We start from the raw sequence: 17,842 nt of genomic DNA on the forward strand, positions 1-17,842 counted from the left end.
GAGGCTGAACGGCCCATTGATCAAGGTGACCGTGGTGGCGCCAAACTTGTCGCGCTGAGTGTCGCGGGTTCTAGGAGGATTCTTTCGTGCAAGAGACGGGCGTGCGCAACGGTGCCTTCGGCGCCGACAAATTCGGCTTAAGGAATCTCAAGCAGCTGCACTGGAATCTCCGTGCGCCGCAACTCTATCAATACTCGCTCGCAGCGGGTGAGGCGGTGCTGTCCGCTGACGGTGCGCTCTGCGCCGACACGGGCGAGTTCACCGGCCGCAGCCCGAAGGACAAGTTCACGGTCCGTGACGCCACCACCGACAAGAAGATGTGGTGGGCCGGCAACCAGTCGATCACCGCGGAGCAGTTCGAAACGCTCTACCAGGACTTCCTCAAGCACGCCGAAGGCAAGAAGCTGTTTGCGCAGGATCTCTACGGTGGTGCCGACCCGGCCTACCGGATCAAGACGCGCGTCTTCACCGAGCTCGCCTGGCACTCTCTGTTCATCCGCACCCTGTTGATCCGCCCCGAGGCGATCGAGCTGTCGACCTTCGTGCCGGAGCTCACCATCATCGACATGCCGAGCTTCCGCGCCGATCCTAAACGCCACGGCGTGCGCTCGGAGAACGTGGTCGCGATCGATTTCACCCGCAAGATCGTCCTGATCGGTGGGTCTTATTATGCCGGGGAGATGAAGAAGTCGGTCTTCACCACGCTAAACTACTATCTGCCCGAGCGCGGCGTGATGCCGATGCACTGCTCGGCCAATGTCGGCGCCAAGGGCGACGCCGCGATCTTCTTCGGCCTGTCGGGCACCGGCAAGACCACGCTGTCGGCCGATCCCAACCGCACGCTGATCGGCGACGACGAGCACGGCTGGGGCCCGAACGGCGTCTTCAATTTCGAGGGCGGCTGCTATGCCAAGTGCATCAAGCTCTCGAAGGAGGCCGAGCCGGAGATCTATGCGGCCTCGACCCGCTTCGGCGCGGTGCTCGAGAACTGCGTGCTCGACGAAGACACCCGCGTGGTCGATTTCGACGATGGCTCCAAGACCGAGAACACGCGTTCGGCGTACCCGCTCGAGTTCATCCCGAACGCCTCGCGCACCGGCCGCGCGCCGCAGCCGAAGAACGTGGTGATGCTCGCCGCCGACGCCTTCGGCGTGCTGCCGCCGATCGCAAAGCTGTCGCCGGCGCAGGCGATGTATCACTTCCTCTCCGGCTACACCGCCAAGGTCGCGGGCACCGAGCGCGGTCTCGGCAACGAGCCGCAGCCGGAATTCTCCACCTGCTTCGGCTCGCCCTTCCTGCCGCTCGACCCCAGCGTCTACGGCAACATGCTGCGTGACCTCATCGCCCAGCACAATGTCGATTGCTGGCTGGTCAATACGGGCTGGACCGGCGGCAAGTACGGCACAGGCAGCCGCATGCCGATCAAGGTGACGCGCGCGCTGCTCACCGCCGCGCTCGACGGAAGCTTGCGCAACGTCGAATTCCGCACCGACAAATATTTCGGCTTCGCGGTCCCGACCGCGCTGCCGGGCGTGCCGAGCGAGATCCTCAACCCGGTCAACACCTGGAAGGACAAGGACGAGTTCGACAAGACCGCCCGCGCCCTGGTCGGCATGTTCCAGAAGAACTTTGCCAAGTTCGAAGCCCAGGTCGACGCCGAGGTACGCGCCGCCGCGCCGGAGGTGAAGCTGGCGGCGGAGTAATCGTTGCTCCGTCTTCAATGCAAAAGGGCGGCTGAATGGCCGCCCTTTTTGTTTGGAGTCGCCAGAGCGAACCGCACCCTCGGTGTCGTCCCCGCGAAGGCGGGGACCCATAACCCCAGGGAGAAGTTGTTGCGCGAGCTGGCAACTCCGAGTCTTCGTCAAACCACTTCCTGTGGCTATGGGTCCCGGATCTGCGCTTCGCTTCGCTGCGCTTGTCCGGGACGACGAGTGTGGCTACGCCTTGAAATACGCGATCTGTGTGCTCGTCGCGAGCAACCTGCCGTTCGGCGACCACAGCTCGGCGTTCTGGTCGGCGTAGCTCTTGTGCATGATCTTCGAATCCGCCGTCGCGAGCACGCGCGTGATGTCTTCAGTGGCGAGCTCTGCGCTGTCGGTGTGGAAATAGGTCGTCAGCGACACCGTGCCGAACGGCACCAGCTCGCGGCGCGCGTGGAAGATGCGGCCGAAGAAGGCATCGGACATCGACATCAGCGACAGCATGTCGAGCTTGCGCGGAGTGCGGTCGCTAATCCAGATCTTGGAGTAGGTGCTGGCGAGCTCGGGCTGCGGCGGGCCGATCCGCATCTCGCCCTCGACGAAGCGGAATTCGTACTGGTTGGCCCAGGACGCCGAGATCTTCGGGAACGGCAGCGTCTGCTCGAACGGCCTGGCGTCCGGATATTGCGCCACCCGGTGCTCCCAGGACGGGCGCCGCTCGGCGAACACCGCGGTGGCGAGCGTTGCCACCTCGCCGCCGCCCTGGCTGAGCTCGACGCTCCAGTGCTGGCTGGAGCGGTTGGCCTTCACCAGCCGCACGTCGAGATCGAACGGCCCCTTTGCGATCGGCGCGCAGTAGTTGACGGTGAGTGCGAGCGGATCGCCGGCGGCTTGCGGATGCTCGATCAGCGCGCGCAAGATGGTCGCGGCGGTGGCGCCGCCGAACGGGCCGACGAAGGCCCAGTAGTCATCGCTGGTGTGCCCCTGCCAGCTGCTGTCACCGGCGGTGATGCGCGTGGCGTCGTCGAAGGGGTGGGGAAGCTTGGCGTGCATTGGAATCCTCGGTGTCTCCCCGCCGGTCATTGCGAGCGCAGCGAAGCAATCCAGACTGTCTCCTAGGAAAGATTCTGGATTGCTTCGCTGCGCTCGCAATGACGCTGGTCGAGGTTGCTGCGGCGTGTCACCGGCGCCGCCTTGGGGATGATAACGATCATATCATCATCCCGCGCGAAGGATGCAATAACCTCGCAGGTAAACGCCGTTTCACGCCGCGGAAAATCAGCCCGCGGCGTCGCGCAGATCCGGCAGCAGCGGCGTCGTCGGGTTCACCGGCACGTTCCAGATTTCCTCGGCATATTCGCGGATGGTGCGGTCGGAGGAGAACCACGCCATACGCGCGACGTTGAGGATGGAGGCGCGGGTCCAGGCCGACGAGACCAGCCAGCGCGCATCGACCGCGCGCTGCGCCTCGTAATAGGAATCGAAATCGGCGCTGACCATGTAATGGTCGAGATAGCGCAGCGCATGCGCGATCGATTCGAAGCGGCCGGGGTCGCCGGGCGAGAACTCGCCGGCGCCGACTGCATTGATGGCGCGCTGCAGCTTCGGCGACCGGCGGATCACGTCGGAGGCATCCAGCCCTTGCTTGCGCCGGATCATCACGTCGCCGGCCTCCATGCCGAAGATCGCGATGTTCTCCGCGCCGACATGGTCGCGGATCTCGATATTGGCGCCGTCGAGCGTGCCGATGGTGATGGCGCCGTTCAGCGCCAGCTTCATGTTGCCGGTGCCCGAGGCTTCCATGCCCGCGGTTGAGATCTGCTCGGACAGATCGGCGGCGGGAATGATCACCTCGGCGAGGCTGACATTGTAGTCGGGCAGGAACACGACCTTGAGCTTGCCGCCGATCGCGGGATCGTTGTTGACGATTTCGGCGACGTCGTTGATCATCTTGATGATCAGCTTGGCGTAGCGGTAGCTCGCCGCCGCCTTGCCGGCGAAGATCTTCACCCGCGGCACCCAATTGCCGTTGGGGTCGTCCTTGATCGCCTGGTACAGCGCGACCGTCTCGATGACGTTGAGCAGCTGGCGCTTGTACTCGTGGATGCGCTTGATCTGCACGTCGAACAGCGCGCTCGGATCGACCTTGATGCCGAGCCGCTCGCCGATCAGGCGGGCGAGCTGAGTCTTGTTGTGGTGCTTGACGCTGCGGAATTTCTTCTGGAACTCGACGTCGCTGGCGCGCGCCTCGATCAGCGAGAGCTGAGTGGGATCGTCGAGCACGGCCTCGCCGCAGGTCTCGCGCAAGAGGTCGGTCAGCTTCGGGTTCGCCAGCATCAGCCAGCGGCGGAAGGTGATGCCGTTGGTCTTGTTGGTGATGCGGCCGGGATAGAGATGGTTGAGATCGTGGAACACGGTCTCGCGCATCAGGTCTGAATGCATCGCCGAGACGCCGTTGATGCGGTGCGAGCCGACGAAGGCGAGCTGGCCCATGCGCACGCGGCGGCCGCTCTTCTCGTCGATCAGCGAGACCGAGGCGCGGAAGTCGATGTCGCCGGGGCAGCGCGCCTCCGCAAGCGCCAGATGCTGCACGTTGATCCGGTAGATGATCTCCAGATGCCGCGGCAACAGCCGCTCGAACAGCTCGACCGGCCAGGTCTCCAGTGCCTCGGGCAGCAGCGTGTGGTTGGTGTAGGAGAGGGTGGCGACGGTGATCTTCCAGGCCTCGTCCCAGCGGAAATTGTGGAGGTCGACCAGGATGCGCATCAGCTCGGTGACGGCAAGGCTCGGATGGGTGTCGTTGAGCTGCACCGCGACCTTGCCTGCGAGGTTGCGCAGCTGGCCGTCGGAGGCGAGATGCCGTTTCACCAGGTCCTGGAGCGAGGCGGAGACGAAGAAATATTCCTGGCGCAGCCGCAGCTCGCGGCCCGCCGGGCTCTCGTCGTTCGGATAGAGGAACTTGCAGATCGCCTCCGCGCGCGACTGCTCGGCGCTGGCGCTGACATAGTCGCCCTTGTTGAAGGCATCGAGCTTCAACGGATCGGGCGAGCGCGCCGACCACAGGCGCAGCGCATTGACGTGATGGCCGCGCCAGCCGACGATCGGCGTGTCATAGGCGATCGCCTGCACGGTCTCGCCCGGATGCCAGATCGCGCGGTCGCGGCCCTTGTCGTCGACATGCTCGACGCCGCCGCCGAAATTGACGTCGTAGATCACCTCGGGCCGCTGCAATTCCCAGGGGTTGCCGAAGCTCAGCCATTCATCGGGATACTCCTGTTGCCAGCCCTGGTTGATGATCTGGCGGAACAGGCCGTAATCGTAGCGGATGCCGTAGCCGATCGCGGGAATCGACAGCGTCGCCATGCTTTCCATGAAGCAGGCGGCGAGGCGGCCGAGGCCGCCATTGCCGAGCGCAGCGTCCGGCTCGCATTTGCGCAGCTCCGGCAGCGAGACGCCGAGATCGCCGAGCGCGACCTCGAAGATCTTCAGCAGCCCCATGTTGTTGAGCGCGTCGGTGAACAGGCGGCCGATCAGGAATTCGAGCGAGAGATAATAGACCCGCTTGCGTCCCGCATCGTAGCTGTGCTTCTCGGCCGTCAGCCAGCGATGCACAATGCGGTCGCGCAGCGCCAGCGCCGCGGCCTGGTACCAGTCGTGCTTCGTCGCCATGCCCGCGTCCTTGCCGATGGCAAGGCGCAGCTTTGCCAGGATCGCGCCCTTGATCTCAGCCAGCGCGAGTTCGTCGATGGGCTGTCCGGGGGCCGGAGAACTGGGTTGGAACGATGAATCCTGCAAAGCCGTCACTTCCTGGGTCGAAAGAACTCTTACCAATCTACGCGTCCTGCCCTTGCACCGGAACTGCCGCCCGTGCGCTGGTGCACTGCGCTGGCGCAAATTTATGCAAGGAACGGGCCGAATTGGGAACCCGGGCGAGCACGGAGAAACCGGGATTTCCGTGCTAGATTACGAAAGATTCAGCCATCAGTGTGGAGAAGATCCCATGAGACTGCTGACGCGACTGCCGATCGAAATCGCCGCTGCGGCCCTGCTCGTCGTCTGCATCGGCGCCTCCGGCGCGGCGTTTGCCGCTGGCAAATCCGGTCGCAGCGCCGACGGTCTCAGTTGCGGATTCACGGTCCCGCAGAACGCGTCGCCCGCAGCCCGCTGCGCCGCGATCAAGCGCCAATGCGGCGGCAAGTTCTACGCAAATGCGTGCGGCGACAAGCTGCTGTCCGCGGCGAATTGAAAGCCGTCGGAGATCCGGCGGACTCAAGCCGCCTTCGTCTGCACCGTGTCGCAAAACTCCGCGAGACGATTCGCAAGCCGCAGCGTTGCCGGGCTCGCATTCGGCGAAGCCATCAGTGCGAGCTCGGTCTTGTTGATCGGCGCAAAGCCTTCCTTCGCCGTCAGCACGCGGTGCTCGGACTGGATCGACATCTCCGACAGGATGCTCAAGCCCATGCCGGCGGCGACGGCGGCCTGGATGCCGGCGAGATTCGATGACGTATAAGCGGTGTGCCAGGCGCGGCCGGCGCTTTCCAGCGCGTGGATGGCGCCGGCACGATAGAGGCAGCCGAGCGGAAAGCCGATCAGCGGCACCGACGACACGGCGACGTCGACCGGATGGCTCTTGCTGGTGACCCAGTGCACGCGCTCGGGCCATACCGCGATCGCGTCCTTTCCGCCGGCCTCGCGCTTGTAGAGCGCAAGATCGAGCTCGCCGCGTTCGAGATCGCGGGCGAGGTGCTTGCTCTGGTCGGCGCGCACGTCGAGCCGCAGCCCCGGATGCGAGCGCGAGAACGCACCCAACAATCTGGGCAGCCGGTACGCCGCGAAATCCTCGGGGATGCCGAGCCGGATCGCGCCTTCGCTGTCAGGCTGGCGCAGCACGTCGCGCGCCTCCTCGGCGAGCGAGAGCAATCGGCGCGCATAGGAGAGCAGCCGCTCGCCGGCCTCGGTCGGCCGCACGTCCTTGCCGTCGCGGTGCAGCAGCAGCTGGCCGACATCCTCCTCCAGCCGCTTGATCTGCTGGCTCACGGTCGACTGCGTGCGGTGGACGCGGGCGCCGGCGCGGGTGAAGCCGCCGGCCTCGACCACCGAGACGAAGCTGCGCAGGAGCTCCAGATCGAGCATGCCGGCCTCCATTGGAAAATCCACTGATATGGAGTTAATCATTTAATTTCCAAATGACAAGCGGCCTCTCTAGATCGAGGGCATTCTGGAGAATGCCCTCATGTCGCTCGCCACCTCGCTTCCCGCAGCCCCCAGCCGTTTCAACACATTGCCGTTCGCCATCGGCCTGTTCTGCCTGCTCTGGAGCTACGCCTTCGTCGCCGGCAAGATCGGGGTCACCCATTGCCCGCCGCTGATCCTGCTTGCCGCGCGTTTCTCGCTCGCCGGCATCCTGATCCTCGGCGCCACGCTGATCCGCGGCGAGGCCTGGTCGTTGTCCTGGCGCGACGCCGCGATCTTCGCCGTGCTCGGCATCGCCAACAACGCGCTCTATCTCGGCCTCGGCTATACCGGGCTGCAATCGGTCTCCGCCGGTCTCGGCGGCCTGATCGTCTCGGCCAATCCGGTGTTCACGGCGGCGCTCGCCGCGATCCTGCTCGGCGAAGGTATGACCTGGCGCAAGGCGAGCGGCCTGCTGCTCGGCGTGCTCGGCGTGACGGCGATCGTCTGGCACCGCCTCTCGGTCGGCACCGATTCGCTGCACGGCATCGTCTTCACGCTGGCCTCGCTGGCCTCGCTCGTGGCCGGCACCATCCTGTTCAAGCTGCTGGCGCCGAAGGGGTCATTGTGGATCGGTAACGGCGTGCAGAACCTCGCCGCGGGCATTGTGCTGACGCCGGTCGCGCTCACCTTCGCCGATATCCATGCGGTCGACTATACGCCGAGCCTGATCGGCGCCTTCGCCTTCCTCGTGCTCGGCGGCTCGATCCTCGCCTATTGGCTCTGGTTTCACCTGCTCAAGGTGTGCGGCGCCACCGCCGCCAGCGCCTATCATTTCCTGATGCCGCCGCTCGGCATGCTGTTCGCCTTCCTCGTGCTCGGCGAGCACGTCGAGGCGCCGGACCTGCTCGGCATCATTCCGGTCGCGCTCGGCATCTATCTGGTGACGCGGCCGGCGAAGGCGGCGTCGTGAGTTGAAGGCTTCGCTATCTCCACAATCGTCATTGCGGGCGCAGCGAAGCAATCCAGAATCTCTCTGTGGAGGCAGCCTGGATTGCTTCGCTGCGCTCGCAATGACGGAGTGTGTGGCTCAATCCTTCCGGAACACGATCGACGCCATCCAGCCCGTCATCAGCGCCATCGCCACTGTGGCAAGACCGTACAGCAACCCGTTGTGCCGCGCCGTGGTGGCCACGAACTGCTCGAATCCGACCTTGACGATCTCGAACGCGGTCTCGGTCTTGCCGATGAATGCGCCGTTCGCAAACAGCTTGATCTCGATCTCATAGGTCCCGATCGGCACCTCACCGGGCAGCGGAATGCCGGTGCGGAACAGCGTCGGCGTCAGGAACGTCACCGCGCTCGGGTCCTCGCGATAGAGGCCGCGCTGGGTGCGCAAGCGAATGAAGGCCGAGCGGAACGCATCGTTCGGCACCACGTCGGCGTAATCGCCGCCGACCCGCTGCGTCAGCAGCACGTTGTTGAGCCCGATCTGCTGCCGCCGGGCGATCTCGGGCGAGGTGATGGCGTCGAAGGGACGGTTGGCGAACAGCGCGAGATAGCTCGGCACCTGCAGGAACTGCCGGTAGTCGGTGTTGATCCAGATGCCGAAGGTGCGCTCCTTGCGCCGTGTCACCATGTCGGCGCGCGGGCCCCTCACGGTGACGACGAGATCGTAAGCCGTGCGGTCGGCGGGCGTCGTGGCGTCCCTCTCGACCGAGCCGAACAGCACCAGCTCCTCGCCGGAATAGTTCGGTGTGACCGTGACGCGGTGGTTGGAGACCGACACGATCAGCCGCTCGGCCCGCGCGGCGCCGCCGAGCAGCAGGACGAGAACGATTGCGAGAAGCGTGCGCGTCATCCGCTCACTCCCAGCTCGCGAATGGTGAAGAGATCCGAGGGCTGGATCACCAGCTCGATCGCAAAGCGGATTCCGACCGAGAGGATCAAAAGGCCGAGCAGCAACCGCAGCTGCTCGCCGCGGATCTTCTGGCCGGCGCGGGCGCCGAACTGTGCGCCGGTGACGCCGCCGACCATCAGGATCAGCGCCAGCACGGCGTCGACGAGGTGATTGGTCACCGCGTGCAACATGGTCGCGAACAACATCGTGACCAGCGTCAGCACCATCGAGGTCCCGATCACCGTCGAGGTCGGCACCCTCAAGAGATAGATCATGATCGGCACCAGGATGAAGCCGCCGCCGATGCCCATGATGGCGCCGATGAAGCCGATCACGATGCCGACCACCACAACCGGAATCACCGAGAGATAGATCTTCGAGCGCTTGAACCGCATCTTTAGCGGCAGGCCGTGGATCCAGTTGTGGCTGCGTCGCGGCGGCAGCGCGCCGCGCCGGGTCCGCATCAAGGCGCGCAGGCCTTCGGAAAACATCAGGCTGCCGACCGTGGTGAGCAGCACGACGTAGGACAGCGCGATCATCAGGTCGAGCTGGCCGAGCGCGCGCAGCTGGGTGAAGGCCCACACGCCGAGCGTGGTGCCGGTGACGCCGCCGCAGAGCAGCACGCTCGCCAGCGCCGGATCGATCGCGCGCCGCCGCCAATATGAGAGCGCGCCGGAAAAGGACGAGGCCGCGATGTGGCTCGCGACGGAAGCGACCGCCACCGCCGGCGTGATGCCGATGAAGATCAGCAGCGGCGTCATCAGGAAGCCGCCGCCGATTCCGAACATGCCCGAGACGAAGCCGACCGCGGCGCCCATGGCGAGCACCAGGAAGACGTTGACCGGAAGATCGGCGATCGGAAGGTAGAGCTGCATTGAACCACGCACCGGCGAGACGGATCGACGAACGCGGAATGCTCGCGGAAAGGACGGAACGATTGCCGCGCCCCTCAATAGCGGACTTTGCCTGCGGGCGGGACCGGGAACTTCGCGCGTGGTGAATGCGTCAAGTGAGATCATTCGGCTGGTCACCGCGCGCCGCGGCTCCTGCCACCTTCTCCGCTGTCATGCCCCGGCTTGACCGGGGCATCCAGTACGCCGCGCCCGTTGTTGTGACAGCGAGCTCCTCAACGCCGGCCTCTGGAATACTGGGTCGCCCGGTCAAGCCGGGCGACGACAAGAAGCCGCTTAATGCGCCGCCGAGGCCGAGCGCTTGGTCGCGACTTGCTTCGGCGCCGGCTTTGCACTTGCCTGCGGCGCGGTGTCCCAGCCGCCGGCGGGCGCTGCGACATTGACGGCGTCGTCGGGCTGCGGCTCGGCGCTGAAAGTCTGGATCGCGAGCTTGGCGGCGGCGAGCGATTGCGGGTCGAGGCGCTTGGCGACGTCGTCGCGCTTGCCGGCCGCGTCCGCATCGCCCTGCGCGGCCGCCAGGCTGAACCATTTGTAGGATTCGGCGAGGTTCTGCTCGACGCCGATGCCGCGGGCATAGAGGATGCCGAGGTTGAACTGGCTGTCGGCGACGCCGCGATCGGCCGCCTTGCGGAACCACTGCGCCGCGCTCTTGTAATTGGCGCCGCGCCCACCGCCGTCGGCGTCGAGCACCGCGAGATTGTGCATCGCCTTGGCGTTGCCGCGCTCGGCGGCCTGGGTGTAGTAGCGGCGGGCGATGTCGGCGTCCTTCTTCACGCCAAGGCCCTTTTCGTAGAGCGTGCCGAGGCGGAAGATCGCGGGCACCACGCCGGCCTGCGCGGCGCGGTCGTACCACTTCGCCGCTTCGTCGTAGTTCGTGGCGACACCCTTTCCTTCGGCAAAGCGCACGCCGATCTCGTAGGCCGCGGTCGCATCGCCCTTCATCGCGGCGGTGCGCAAGGCCGGACCGCCGATGCCGTCGGGCAGTCTCTCGCTCGGCGGCACCTGGACGAGGCCGAGCTTGGCGCGGCTCGTGCCCGACAGCGCGCCGGTGACGTCGCTGGAGGCCGGCGGCGGCGCGGCCGCGGCGGGTGCGGACGGGATTTCGACCGAGGCCGAGCTGGCCGGATTGGCGGCGGGCGGCGGCGCGGCATTGTTCTGGGATTGCCGTCCGATCGGCGTCGGCGACGTCATCGACGGCGTGATCTGCTCGGGCGTGGCGGGCTTTGTCTCGACCGGGGGCGGCGGGGCCAGCGGCGCCGGCTGGCTGGACGTATCGTCCATGGCCTGTGGCGCCGGCGGTGGGCTGCCTTCGAGCAGGTTCATCGCCATCTTGAAGGTGCCGAGCACGATCACGACCACGCTCGCGCCGACCAGCAGCGAGCGGATCTTCGCGGTGATGGTCGAACCGCCGTCCTTGCCCTTGTCCTTGGACCGGTCAGCCCCTGCCTTGGCGGCGCGGCCGGTCTTTTCCGGCTGCGCGGCGGCGGCTTGCGCGGCGCGACGTGCGGCCGCGATGAAGCTCGACGACGACACCGGCTCTTTCGGCGCGGTGGCGATTCCGCTGATTGCACTCTCGGAGGCGGCAATGCGCTCCGACGGCGTGGCGAGGCGTCCGCCCGGCCGTGTGCCCGGCTCGAGCGGATGATCCGGTGGCAGTTCCGGCGCGAGCGCGGCCCGCGCGGGCGCGGTGTGCGGCTCCAGGATTTCGCTGATCGCACGCGGCGGCAAGGGTGGTGCGACTTGCGGTGCCGCCGGCACCGGCGGCGGCGCAACCGGCGCGGCTGCGTGGAATTCGCGCGGCGCGGCGACGAAGGCGGCTTGCGCACCCTGCGCGGCGGCGGGATTGGGCAGCTCGGGCTTTGGATCGTATTTCGGCTGCTGCGGTTGAGGCCGCGGCTCGCGCGCCATCGGCGCCGGCTCCATCGGAGCGGCCATCGGCATCGGCTGCGGCGCCGGCACGGTGCGCACCGCGCGCAGATCGCCCTCGATCATCGAGAGGCGATCGACGACGTGGCCGAGCGCGCCGTGGACGGCCTCGAGCGAGTCCTGGGTGTGCCGGTTGGTCTCGGCCTGGCTGAAGCGGATGTCGGAGAGCTCGCGCTTGACGAGATCGACCATGCCGGAATCGGCGGGCGGTGCGGAGTTGCGGCTCTCGGCCAGCGCGGCATAGGTCGCCTGCTGCCGCTCGAGATGCCGCAGGATGTTGTGCAGCCCGTCCTCGACGCGGCTCAAATTGCCGTTGTGCGGATCGGAGGCGGCTTCGATCCGTTCCAGCAGATAGGAGACGCGCTGTTCGAGATGCGCGAAGGTGGACGCGGAATCGCTGCCGACCTGCATGCGGTCGAAGCGGTCCGACAGCGCGCGGATCGCGGCTTCGAGGTGCTCGGTGCTCTCGGATGGCTGCGGCCGTTCGCGGGTCTCGAGCGCGGCGGTGAGCGCGGCGATGCGCTGCTCCAGCACCGCGAAGCTGTCGCCGTGGCCGGAGGCGCGGGTGATCTGGTCGACCTTGGACGACAGCAGCTGCACGTCCTCGGAAAGCCGTGCCAGCGCCTCGTTGGAGGCCACGTTGGAGACGATGCCGCGCAGCGCCGAGATCGCGCCTTCGAGCTGCTGCACCGTCGAGGGATCGTCATTGGCGCGCAGGATCAAATCGAGCTTGGCGCCGAGATTGCGGATCGCCTCGTCGTAGCCGGTGAGTTGCTCGGCCGGCGTCAACGTGCGCAGCACCTGCTTGATGTCGGACAGCGCATGCTCGATGCCGGAGAGGACCTGGCCGTCGGTGCCGTTGGACCGGGTCTCGTCGATGCGACGGTGCAGCGAGCGGATCTCGTTCTCGATCGATTCGATCGCGCGGCGCGGCATCGCCTCGGTGATGGCGGCACGGATTTCGGCAAGCTCGCTGCGGAAGGCGTCGATCGCCTGCTCGGTATTATCAGGGCGCTGCAGCGACTCGATCTGGCTCGTGATCTTGAGCAGGTGGCGCTCGAGCGATGAAAAATCCGGCCCCGGCTGCGGTGGCGGCGGCGCGTAGGCAGGCGCCGGCGGGGCCATGGGCGGGGCGTAAGGAGCGGCAGGCGCACGCGACGGCGCGGCACGCGGCGGCATCTGCCTGGGCGCAAAGCCGTCGAGCTCGCTCTGGCGCGCGGTGATCTCGGCGACCGCAACGTCGAACGAAGCCGGGCTCAGGGGAGGTGAGCTGCGATAGACCTGCGCGGCCGCGCGCTCGACCGCATCGGCCTGGCTCTGGCGCGTGTCGACCGGGGCGGGGCGCGGAGCCTGCGGCTGCTGCAGTTGCCGCTGCGGGCGGGAGATTTGCGACAGGCGCGCATCGAGCCGCGAGATCGCATCGTTGAGTTGACGCGCGACGCCCTGCTCGCGCGAGACGTCTGGTCTTGAAGAGTCCTGGCGCGGGACGGGCTTGGAAATCCGTTCGATCTGCTGGGTGATCGCATCGAGCCGCTGGTGGATGTCGGCGACTTCGCGGCTCTCCTGACTGGGCCCTTGGCTCGGCATGTGCTGCGGACGCTGGTCGTAGGCTGCGCGAAAGTTCGGCGGGGCTGTCTCGCCGAGCGTGGAGCTCAGCCAATCGTTGAGTGACATGCCGGCTCTGCGCGCAGCAGCTTCGGCCCGCTCCCGGACGGATGGATCGATGCCGTCAACACTCCACGATACGCGCGAATTCATGACTCTGTCCGGTTCCGACTCCGGCGCCCCACCCGGCGCCTCCAGCCTCCCCACGCGCCCCGGTTGCAAAGACAATCGAATTTGGCGCGGGTCGTCTGCCTCGAAAACCGACTTTTTCCTGTTACGGTAAATAACGAGTTAAGGAATGCGGCGCGGGTGTCTTAAAGTTGGGCGGGGGAACCTTCGGTGCTCGTCATGCCCGGGCTTGTCCCGGGCATCCACGTTCTTCTGTGCTGCGCGACAGGTCGTGGATGGCCGGGACAAGCCCGGCCATGACGCTTGAGAGAGTTCAGCCCTTCCCCTTGCGCTTGCCGTCTTCCGGCGGCAACACCATGGTCTTGCCGCTGATCGCAGACGCACCTACCGGCCCGGCGGATGCAGCCGCGTGTCCAGCGCAAACGGATCCTGCGATCTCAGCTTGTAGGCTCCGGTGGCCTTTGCAGCGATGAAGATCAAATTCCAGCTCGCCGTCGAGACCACGCTCGGAATCACGATGAACCTGTGTTTCGCAAGCAGCTCATCCCCGAATGCCTGCTGGCCGGCGCTCGGTATCCCCGGCCTCAGCCAGTTGGGATTTGGAACGGTATTGGGCTCGACGACGAATACACCCGCTGGATCGATCGCTGCGGCCGTGATCACATGGGACACCATGTCCAACGCGCGAAATCCCTTATGAACGGCGACCTCCAGAATCGCCGTCGCGGGATCAATCGAACAGTAAACCGTGCGAACTCCTTTGCTGTTCCAGCGGCCTCCGACGAGAAACGCGCCCTCTCCACTGTCCCAGGTCGCAGCATATTTGGATTGATCCAGACGCCAGGCCACCAGCTCGGAGCCGCCGAGCGATGCGGGGAGCGGTGTCACGCGTAAACGCCATACTCAAGGCGTGCGAGAAAATCCTCGACGAGTTCAACACCGGCAGGTGTGGCTAACAGATCAATCGGCCTGCGTTGATCGAGGCCAATGGCCGGGCGCTCCAGCCACTGCTCAGCCTCCTCCTTCGATCCGAAGACCGAAGTGGCTTTCGCCAAAATTTCGGCGAGCTTCCACGCGCGCCCGCTCTGTTCAGGGCTGAGCTGCCGGATATTTTCAGCCGTGTGCCGCTGGTAGGTTCTATGGCTCATTCCGATCGCCTTGGCGAAAGAATCGTCCCAGCGGAGAAATGCGAAATTTGCGACCAGATACACCAGCGCCTTGGATGGGAGGCCACTCACGAGAATTTCGTGAGCCTCTAGTGGGCTCTTGGGCATCTTCCGAAAGGTGGAGGTTCCCCCGAGAAGCCGTGTGACGGCCGCCAGCCGGGCAATTTCAGGGGATTGAGCAAGTTCGTCCATCAGCATCAGTCTCGCCACTTGTCGCTCAAAATATGACAAGTGTCGGAATGATATTCAAGGGCGGGGCGCCAATTCTTGGTCGGGCTCGGCAGCCTCAGCCCTTCCCCTCGCGCTTGCTATCCTCCAGCGGCACCACCGTGGCCTTGCCGCTCATCGCCGACAGCGCCTCCAGTGCCTCCTCGCAGAAATCGGCCACCATCTGCTCGTGCCGGGCCCCCAGGCGGAGCAGGAGCAGGTTGCCGAGGTCGAGCTTGCCTTCTGCCGTGCCGTCCGGAAAACGCTTCTTCAGGATGCGCTCGTAATTGGCGTGGCGGTCGCGGTGGTGCTCGAGCCGAGCCATCAAATCGGCGCGAAGCGGCTCGATGTCGATGCTGTCGAGCGCGTGGAGGCGGACCAGGAGGTCGTCCTTGGTCGAGGCCGGCGTACTGGGCCGCGCGGCCCAGTGCCGCAGCGCTGTTCGGCCCTCCGGAGTGAGCGTATAAACCAGCTTGTTGGGCTTGCCCGATTGGACGACCTCGCGGCCCTGGATGTAGCCGCGGTCGCGCAGCTTGGAGAGTTCGCGGTAGATCTGCTGGTGGTCGGCCTTCCAGAAGAAGCCGATCGAGGAATCGAACGTCTTGGCGAGCTCATAGCCCGTCATCGGACGTTCCGTCAGGCATGCGAGGATTGCGTCGCCCAGTGCCATGACCGGTCTCCTGTTCTCGACCTTGTGGCTTGACTTTATGCGCATCGGCGCATATGCGTCAATGTGCATATGAGGCAGTGAGCAGTCGAGACAAGTCCCGACTGAAAAAATCCAGCAGAATCAACCCGACTGCTACTGTGCATGGGGTTGTTTTCGCACTTTTGCCCTTGGCCTAGGGAGGCACCTGAAAATGACCGGCCTCGATTCCTGGTACGCCTACATGAAGTCTCATGACCGCGCCGCGCTCTGGGACCTCCTGCACCCCGACGCCGTGTTCGAAAGCCCCGTGGTGCACACGCCGCAGCGCGGCCGCGACATCACCTTCAAATACCTCGCCAGCGCCGAGAAGGTGCTCGGCGGCCCCGGCTTCACCTATGTCGGTGAATGGCGCAGCGACAACGGCGCCGTGCTCGAATTCAAGGCCATGATCGACGGCATCGAGATCAACGGCGTCGATATCATCAGCTTCGACGGTGAGGGACGCATCACGCACTTCAAGGTGATGGTGCGTCCGCTCAAGGCGATCAACATGCTGCACCGCCTGATGGCGGAGCAGCTGGCCGCCGCCCAATCATAAGCGCAACATCATCCCCTCGAGGCTATGCCGGGAGAACCCCATGCCGATCTATAAAGCCCCCGTCGAAGACGTGAACTTCCTGCTCAACGACGTCTTCCAGATTGACCGCTACGACAATCTGCCGGGCTTCTCCGATGCGTCGAGCGACGTGCGCGAGGCGATCCTCGGCGAAGCCGCCAAGCTCGCCGAAGAGGTGCTGCAGCCGCTCAATCGCATCGGCGATCTCGAAGGCTGCAAGCGCGCCGAGGACGGCAGCGTCACCACGCCGAAAGGCTTCAAGGAAGCGTTCAAGCAGGTGGTCGAGGGCGGCTGGCTCGGCCTGTCGGCGCCGACCGAATATGGCGGCCAGGGCCTGCCGGTGACGCTGAGCCAGGCGGTCAACGAATTCCAGATTTCCGCCAACATGGCGTTCTCGATGTATGGCGGTCTCACCATGGGCGCGACCGCCGCCCTGCTGGTGCACGGCACGCCCGAGCAGAAGAAGACCTACGTCCCGAAGATGGTTGCCGGCGAATGGACCGGCACCATGAACCTCACCGAGCCGCATTGCGGCACCGACCTCGGCATGCTCCGCACCAAGGCGGTGCGCCAGGCGGACGGCAGCTTCAGGATCACCGGCACCAAGATCTTCATCTCGGCCGGCGAGCACGATCTCGCCGACAACATCATCCACCTCGTGCTCGCCCGCATCGAGGGCGCGCCGGCCGGCATCAAGGGCGTGTCGCTGTTCGTGGTGCCGAAATTCCTGGTGAACGCCGACGGCTCGGTGGGCGCCCGCAACGGCGTCGTCTGCGGCTCGATCGAGCACAAGATGGGCATCCACGGCAATTCCACCTGCGTGATGAACTACGACAACGCCACCGGCTGGCTGATCGGCGAAGAGAACAAGGGCATGCAGGGCATGTTCGTGATGATGAACGAGGCTAGGCTCGGCGTCGCCGTGCAGGGCCTCGCGCAGTCCGAGGTGGCGTATCAGAACGCCGTCGCCTATGCCCGCGAGCGCATCCAGGGCCGCGCGCTCACCGGCGCGAAAGCGCCGGACAAGCCGGCCGATCCGATCATCGTGCATCCCGACGTGCGCCGCACGCTGCTGTCGATCCGCGCCTTCAACGAGGCCGCGCGCGCCTTCGTGATCTGGACCGCGCTGAAGAGCGACGTCGCCCACCGCTCCGAGGATCCCAAGGACCGCCAGGCCGCGGACGACCATATGGGCCTGATGACGCCGGTGCTGAAGGGCTTCCTCACCGACTACGGCTTCGCCAACGCGGTGCAGGCGCAGCAGATGTATGGCGGCCACGGCTACATCGCCGAGCAGGGCATGGAGCAGTTCGTGCGCGATGCGCGTATCGCCATGATCTATGAAGGCGCCAACGGCATCCAGGCGCTCGACCTCGTCGGCCGCAAGCTGCCGCGCGACGGCGGCCGCGCCATCATGGCCTTCTTCGGCGAGGTGATGGCCTTCGCCAAGGAGAATGGCGGCGACGAGGGGCTCAAGCCCTTCATCACGCCGCTCTCCACCTCGCTCGGCCATCTCCAGCAGGCCACCACCTGGCTGATGCAGAACGCGATGGCAAAGCCGGACAATGCCGGCGCGGCCGCCACCGACTACCTGCATCTCTTCGGCTTCGTCGCGCTCGGCTATATGTGGGCGAAGATGGCGAAGGTGACGAATGCCAAGATTGCCGAGAGCGGGGCGACGCCCTATCTCTCGACCAAGCTCGTCACCGGCCGCTTCTTCATGGAGCGGATGCTGCCGGAGACGGCCGCCAATCTGGCGCGTATCCAGGCCGGTTGCGCCACCATCATGGAATTGCCGGCGGAAGCGTTCTGAGCCTGCGTTCCGCTGCCTGCTCCCAATCGTATCGAACAACACACCAGG

General features: G+C 65.7%; 14 protein-coding genes. 5 read left to right on the top strand and 9 right to left on the bottom strand.

The features are described 5' to 3' along the window. Positions 1 to 86: 86 nt before the first annotated feature. A complete protein-coding gene (locus H1B27_RS30240) occupies positions 87 to 1,703 on the top strand; it encodes a phosphoenolpyruvate carboxykinase (RefSeq protein ID WP_061882513.1) in 1,617 nt (538 codons plus the stop codon). A gap of 234 nt (positions 1,704 to 1,937) precedes the next feature. Here H1B27_RS30240 and H1B27_RS30245 read toward each other — a convergent pair whose 3' ends face one another. Both H1B27_RS30245 and H1B27_RS30250 read right to left on the bottom strand, forming a co-directional pair. Then, positions 1,938 to 2,753 (bottom strand): acyl-CoA thioesterase, encoded by an 816-nt coding sequence (locus H1B27_RS30245; RefSeq protein WP_197968567.1) that lies wholly within the window; start codon positions 2,751 to 2,753, stop codon positions 1,938 to 1,940. 225 nt (positions 2,754 to 2,978) lie between these two features. After that, positions 2,979 to 5,495, bottom strand: a complete 2,517-nt coding sequence (locus H1B27_RS30250; RefSeq protein WP_197968583.1) for a glycogen/starch/alpha-glucan phosphorylase — start codon at positions 5,493 to 5,495, stop codon at positions 2,979 to 2,981. A 205-nt stretch (positions 5,496 to 5,700) separates the two neighbouring features. Between H1B27_RS30250 and H1B27_RS30255 the strand changes: the two genes are divergently transcribed. Then, the gene (locus H1B27_RS30255) at positions 5,701 to 5,946 is read left to right on the top strand and encodes a hypothetical protein (RefSeq protein ID WP_061882510.1); all 246 of its coding nucleotides are present in this window, start codon (positions 5,701 to 5,703) and stop codon (positions 5,944 to 5,946) included. A gap of 23 nt (positions 5,947 to 5,969) precedes the next feature. On the opposite strand, the gene H1B27_RS30260 is transcribed toward H1B27_RS30255, so the two are convergent. Continuing rightward, positions 5,970 to 6,833, bottom strand: a complete 864-nt coding sequence (locus tag H1B27_RS30260) for a LysR substrate-binding domain-containing protein (RefSeq protein WP_197968568.1) — start codon at positions 6,831 to 6,833, stop codon at positions 5,970 to 5,972. A 100-nt stretch (positions 6,834 to 6,933) separates the two neighbouring features. Between H1B27_RS30260 and H1B27_RS30265 the strand changes: the two genes are divergently transcribed. Continuing rightward, a complete protein-coding gene (locus tag H1B27_RS30265) occupies positions 6,934 to 7,845 on the top strand; it encodes a DMT family transporter (protein WP_197968569.1) in 912 nt (303 codons plus the stop codon). Between the two features lie 117 nt (positions 7,846 to 7,962). Here the strand turns inward: H1B27_RS30265 and H1B27_RS30270 are convergent, their stop codons facing one another. From H1B27_RS30270 to H1B27_RS30295, 6 genes are all read right to left on the bottom strand, one after another. After that, entirely contained in the window at positions 7,963 to 8,733 is a 771-nt protein-coding gene (locus H1B27_RS30270; protein ID WP_197968570.1) for a TIGR02186 family protein, read from the bottom strand. Beyond that, positions 8,730 to 9,647: a sulfite exporter TauE/SafE family protein gene (locus tag H1B27_RS30275; RefSeq protein WP_061882507.1), complete on the bottom strand. Its 918-nt coding sequence runs from the start codon at positions 9,645 to 9,647 to the stop codon at positions 8,730 to 8,732. The genes H1B27_RS30270 and H1B27_RS30275 overlap by 4 nt, the downstream gene beginning before the upstream one ends. A gap of 312 nt (positions 9,648 to 9,959) precedes the next feature. Continuing rightward, positions 9,960 to 13,367 (bottom strand): SEL1-like repeat protein, encoded by a 3,408-nt coding sequence (locus H1B27_RS30280; protein ID WP_197968571.1) that lies wholly within the window; start codon positions 13,365 to 13,367, stop codon positions 9,960 to 9,962. Positions 13,368 to 13,727: 360 nt separating this feature from the next. Next, on the bottom strand, positions 13,728 to 14,231 hold the full coding sequence (locus tag H1B27_RS30285; protein WP_061882505.1) for an RES family NAD+ phosphorylase: 504 nt from the start codon (positions 14,229 to 14,231) through the stop codon (positions 13,728 to 13,730). Next, positions 14,228 to 14,701: an Xre family toxin-antitoxin system antitoxin gene (locus tag H1B27_RS30290; RefSeq protein ID WP_061882705.1), complete on the bottom strand. Its 474-nt coding sequence runs from the start codon at positions 14,699 to 14,701 to the stop codon at positions 14,228 to 14,230. Before H1B27_RS30290 ends, H1B27_RS30285 begins: the two co-directional genes overlap by 4 nt. Before the next feature lie 94 nt (positions 14,702 to 14,795). Beyond that, positions 14,796 to 15,386, bottom strand: a complete 591-nt coding sequence (locus tag H1B27_RS30295) for a PadR family transcriptional regulator (protein WP_197968572.1) — start codon at positions 15,384 to 15,386, stop codon at positions 14,796 to 14,798. A gap of 190 nt (positions 15,387 to 15,576) precedes the next feature. Between H1B27_RS30295 and H1B27_RS30300 the strand changes: the two genes are divergently transcribed. Next, on the top strand, positions 15,577 to 15,963 hold the full coding sequence (locus tag H1B27_RS30300) for a nuclear transport factor 2 family protein (protein ID WP_197968573.1): 387 nt from the start codon (positions 15,577 to 15,579) through the stop codon (positions 15,961 to 15,963). Positions 15,964 to 16,003: 40 nt separating this feature from the next. Beyond that, a complete protein-coding gene (locus tag H1B27_RS30305) occupies positions 16,004 to 17,794 on the top strand; it encodes an acyl-CoA dehydrogenase C-terminal domain-containing protein (RefSeq protein WP_197968574.1) in 1,791 nt (596 codons plus the stop codon). The last annotated feature ends 48 nt before the right edge of the window (positions 17,795 to 17,842 follow it).

The sequence above is a fragment of the Bradyrhizobium diversitatis genome, from assembly GCF_016031635.1.
Classification (GTDB): Bacteria; Pseudomonadota; Alphaproteobacteria; order Rhizobiales; family Xanthobacteraceae; genus Bradyrhizobium; species Bradyrhizobium diversitatis.

Excerpts from the sequence above, each read along its gene's own strand:
- H1B27_RS30305 (WP_197968574.1), top strand. The coding sequence starts at position 16,004 with ATGCCGATCTATAAAGCCCCCGTCGAAGACGTGAACTTCCTGCTCAAC.
- H1B27_RS30295 (WP_197968572.1), bottom strand. The coding sequence starts at position 15,386 with ATGGCACTGGGCGACGCAATCCTCGCATGCCTGACGGAACGTCCGATG.
- H1B27_RS30265 (WP_197968569.1), top strand. The coding sequence starts at position 6,934 with ATGTCGCTCGCCACCTCGCTTCCCGCAGCCCCCAGCCGTTTCAACACA.
- H1B27_RS30255 (WP_061882510.1), top strand. The coding sequence starts at position 5,701 with ATGAGACTGCTGACGCGACTGCCGATCGAAATCGCCGCTGCGGCCCTG.
- H1B27_RS30300 (WP_197968573.1), top strand. The coding sequence starts at position 15,577 with ATGACCGGCCTCGATTCCTGGTACGCCTACATGAAGTCTCATGACCGC.
- H1B27_RS30290 (WP_061882705.1), bottom strand. The coding sequence starts at position 14,701 with ATGGACGAACTTGCTCAATCCCCTGAAATTGCCCGGCTGGCGGCCGTC.
- H1B27_RS30260 (WP_197968568.1), bottom strand. The coding sequence starts at position 6,833 with ATGCTCGATCTGGAGCTCCTGCGCAGCTTCGTCTCGGTGGTCGAGGCC.
- H1B27_RS30245 (WP_197968567.1), bottom strand. The coding sequence starts at position 2,753 with ATGCACGCCAAGCTTCCCCACCCCTTCGACGACGCCACGCGCATCACC.
- H1B27_RS30270 (WP_197968570.1), bottom strand. The coding sequence starts at position 8,733 with ATGACGCGCACGCTTCTCGCAATCGTTCTCGTCCTGCTGCTCGGCGGC.
- H1B27_RS30275 (WP_061882507.1), bottom strand. The coding sequence starts at position 9,647 with ATGCAGCTCTACCTTCCGATCGCCGATCTTCCGGTCAACGTCTTCCTG.
- H1B27_RS30280 (WP_197968571.1), bottom strand. The coding sequence starts at position 13,367 with ATGAATTCGCGCGTATCGTGGAGTGTTGACGGCATCGATCCATCCGTC.